Origin of the sequence: Trichococcus sp., from assembly GCF_049589555.1 — a bacterium.
Taxonomy (GTDB): domain Bacteria; phylum Bacillota; class Bacilli; order Lactobacillales; family Aerococcaceae; genus Trichococcus.
In genome coordinates this window covers 1-3,636 of the sequence record NZ_JBAWAZ010000223.1, presented here as the reverse complement: position 1 = coordinate 3,636, position 3,636 = coordinate 1, and the positions used below count along the sequence as shown (strand labels likewise).

The following is a 3,636-nucleotide window of genomic DNA, read 5'->3' as shown; positions in this document are numbered from 1 at the left end:
ACAACGACTTATGGCGAGAACATCGGGGTAATGGCCATCACACGTGTCTACAGCGTGCGCGTCATCGCCGGCGCTGCGATTTTCTCCATGGTCATGTCCTTCTTCGGACCGTTAGCAGCACTGATTTCCACCATTCCTGGTGATGTAATCGGTGGAGTTACGTTCTTGCTTTACGGCATGATCGGCACGAGCGGCTTGCGTCTGTTGGTTGAAGAAAAAGTGGACTACAGCAAGTCCAAGAATCTGATCCTGACATCCATCGTTTTCGTCACTGGATTGAGCGGGTTGACAGTTAAATTTGCAGGCATCCAATTAAGCGGAATGGTCCTAGCGAGTGTGGTCGGCATCATTTTGAGCTTATCTTTCTACCTGTTTGATAAAGCAGGCTTGATGAACGAAACAGACTGACAGCAGAAAGAAGGTAGGTTCTTAGTGGGCCAATCTTACCAGACTGCGTCAGGTGATTAAATTTTATGACGGCTCCAACCCGGGATTCCCCGGGCGGGAGCCGTCATTTTCGCTTTTTTTAGCCGCAGTAGTATAATTGAGGCGAATGAGCAGGTTGATTTTCATGCTGACAGATGAGGGGAGTTGAGCATATGTTGACGAACAGAATGAAGATTTCTATCGTTGCGGGAGCTCTTTTGGGCGTAGTCTGCATCTTGGGAGCTCAATTGCGGTCCGGATTTGAGAGGGAGGTGCTTTATCTTTTCGCCTTCTGGTACAACCGGCTGTTGATGGGCGTAGTCATCGGCTTTGCAAAGGAAACACAGGAATTGAAACGGGCATTGTGGCGCGGAGCCATCATAGGGTTGTTGGTTTCCTTCGCTTTCTATAGTTCAACTGGATTCGAAGATGCAGTTGGTTTTGCGGCAGGTATCGGTTATGGTGTCATCATCGAATATGTCGCCTACAGATTTTCCGATAGGGGATGATGATTTGAAAGCTAAAATCAAGGAAATTTCGGAAGAATTGAAGTTGGTCATTTCGGGGAAGACTTTCGATGCTTTATTGCCTCCCTTGCTGTTTGCAATCGTCAGTGGCAGATATCAGTTGATGGTCGCAAGTATTTTGGCGATTGCTTTGGCTGTGCTGTTGGGGATTATCCGGTGGGCTAGGAAACAACCGTTGCGTTATGCAGTGGGTGGTTTGCTGGGGGTTTTGGTTGCTTCCGGAATCGCGTATTTCTCCAATAATGCTGCCAATTATTATCTTCCCAAAATAGTGAACAGCGCGCTGCTCGTAGTGGCGGCGCTGGTGAGCCTCATCCTGGGGAAACCGCTGGCCGCTTTGACGAGCCATTTGACGCGCGGGTGGGATCTGGAATGGTATTGGCGCAAGGACGTGAAGCCGGCCTATCAGGAAGTGACGGTTCTTTGGTTTTTGTTTTTTCTGATGCGCTTGGCCTTGCAGGTCGTTCTTTTCCGACGCGGCGACGTTGTTGAGTTGGCTTGGACCAATACACTCTTGGGGCTTCCAGTAACGATTGCAGGCCTGGTCATCAGTTATATCTACGGCATTTGGCGCCTCCGCAACCTGAAAGGGCCTAGCGTGGGGGAGCATCGGGAAGGGAAACCGCAACCGTGGGAAGGGCAGACACGTGGTTTTTAGTCTGATGGGTTTCGGAAAGAAGGCTTTTTGATGGAAAAAGTGGGAAAATTCGCAGTAAAGAGCCGCTATGCCAATCGCATTCCCAAGAACTACCTGTTGCTGTTGCTGAGTCTGTTGCTTTTTGGTTGCGGAACATCCAATGATGGCGACACCAGTGAGACTGATCTGGAAGAACTGACCAAAATCGAAGTGGCCGAATACGAAGGACAAGATTTGTCTTCTTTGACCGATTTTCGGGAAAACTCTATCAAAGGTCCTCAGTATATAGACATAGATACTTACATGCTGACGATTGACGGCTTGGTCGAGCAACCGGCTTCCTTGTCCTACGGCGAAGTGCTGGATAATCAGAAGTACACAAAGGTTGTGACGTTGCATTGTGTGGAAGGATGGAGCGTCGACATCCTTTGGGAAGGGGTTCTGCTTGCGGACCTGTTCGAAGGAGTGGACGTTCAGGAAAGCGCTGATACGGTCATCTTTTATTCCGAGGATGGCTACAGTACATCCTTGCCGCTGCAGACGATCATGGACAGGCAATTGATGATCGCCTATAAGATGAATGGCGTCGTCCTGCCGCCCGAAAGAGGCTTTCCTTTCCAGTTGGTGGCGGAAGATAAACTGGGATACAAATGGATCAAATGGATCACCCGCATTGAGTTGTCCGATGATGCGGATTTTAAAGGTTATTGGGAACAGCGGGGCTTTGACAACGAGGCGGATGTCAAACCATAAGAAGAGCGCCTGCAGTACTTTTCAGACTGTATCCACGCATAATGCTTCTTCCAAGAAAGACTGAGTGGCTAGGGCACTTGTCCTGGCCATTTTTTCGATAGGATTCAGTTTCCTCAAAACTATAGGCTGGAGTCTCAGCTTTTGGTATGATGGACCTATCATTTTATAAGGTTCGCCAGATACATGGGAAATGATAGAAGCTAGAGCATAAAAATAATAATATTGATGAGGATACGTATGATACTTGTAATAGATAATTATGATTCCTTCACCTACAATCTCGTCCAATACCTCAAGCAATTGGATGAAAACGTTGTGGTGAAACGGAACGATAAGATAACAATCGAAGAGATAGCGGCACTGGATCCGCTGATGATCCTGATTTCCCCGGGGCCGAAAACGCCTAATGAAGCGGGCATCAGTCTGGATGTCGTCAGGCGCTTCGCCGGAGTTATCCCGATTCTGGGCATCTGCTTGGGGCACCAAACGATTGCTGGGCTTTTCGGCGCGGCAATCGTGAAGGCGAAAGAGCCTGTCCATGGCAAGGTCCATGCCATCCAGCATACAGGGAAAGGCGTCTTCCAGGGCTTGAAAAGTCCGCTGAATGTCACAAGATACCATTCCTTGATCGTGGAAAAGGGAAGCCTTCCGGACTCGTTGGAGATCACCGCTTGGACAGCGGATGGTGAAATCATGGGCTTTCTTCATCGGGAAGAGTTGATCGAGGGGGTCCAGTTCCATCCTGAGGCAATCCTGACGGAGCATGGGCTGGATATGTTGCGCAATTTTTATGAGCGCGCCAAAAAAAAGCGAGAAGGGGCGATTTTTTATGAAAAAGAGAACGACTGAGATCGTGATCAAGGAAATCGTCACCGGGCTTACGAGCTTCGAACTGTTCTCTTTGTTCCGCGACCGCAAGCATTGTTTTTTCCTTGACAGCGGGATGGATCCGCAAAAGTTGGGACGCTATTCCTTCATCGGATTCGATCCCGAACTGACGCTGACTGCCAAAGCGGGCGTGGATGCTTTTGCAGAACTGAAAGCACTGCTGGCAGACTATCAGCTGGACTACAAGGGGGAGCTTCCTTTCATCGGCGGAGCTGTCGGTTATTTCGGCTATGAGCTGCGCCATCAAGTGGAACGGTTGCCGAAAGAAGCGCGCGACGATGTCCAGATTCCGGACAGCTTCTTTGGCATCTATGATGGGGCGATTGTGGTGGACCACCTTTTGGGGAAGGTACATCTTGCTTCGCCGGGGTTCTTCGGCGATCCGGAAAAGTGGGTTTCCGAGGT

5 protein-coding genes and 1 pseudogene are annotated in these 3,636 nt (G+C 49.5%); all 6 read left to right on the top strand.

Translation table 11 applies throughout. From position 1 onward, the window contains the following. Positions 1-408 (top strand): solute carrier family 23 protein (locus tag WBV27_RS08515; RefSeq protein ID WP_424201175.1); only part of this gene is annotated, 408 nt, incomplete at its 5' end. Between the two features lie 191 nt (positions 409-599). After that, positions 600-935 (top strand): hypothetical protein, encoded by a 336-nt coding sequence (locus WBV27_RS08510; protein WP_424201173.1) that lies wholly within the window; start codon positions 600-602, stop codon positions 933-935. 4 nt (positions 936-939) lie between these two features. After that, entirely contained in the window at positions 940-1,611 is a 672-nt protein-coding gene (locus WBV27_RS08505; protein WP_424201172.1) for a DUF3159 domain-containing protein, read from the top strand. A 30-nt stretch (positions 1,612-1,641) separates the two neighbouring features. Further along, complete coding sequence (locus tag WBV27_RS08500) at positions 1,642-2,343, top strand: molybdopterin-dependent oxidoreductase (protein WP_424201170.1); 702 nt, start codon at positions 1,642-1,644, stop codon at positions 2,341-2,343. Positions 2,344-2,580: 237 nt separating this feature from the next. Further along, complete coding sequence (locus tag WBV27_RS08495; RefSeq protein WP_424201168.1) at positions 2,581-3,192, top strand: anthranilate synthase component II; 612 nt, start codon at positions 2,581-2,583, stop codon at positions 3,190-3,192. Beyond that, positions 3,173-3,636, top strand: a pseudogene (locus WBV27_RS08490) (hypothetical protein); the annotation flags it as partial. The gene WBV27_RS08495 and the pseudogene WBV27_RS08490, both read left to right, overlap by 20 nt.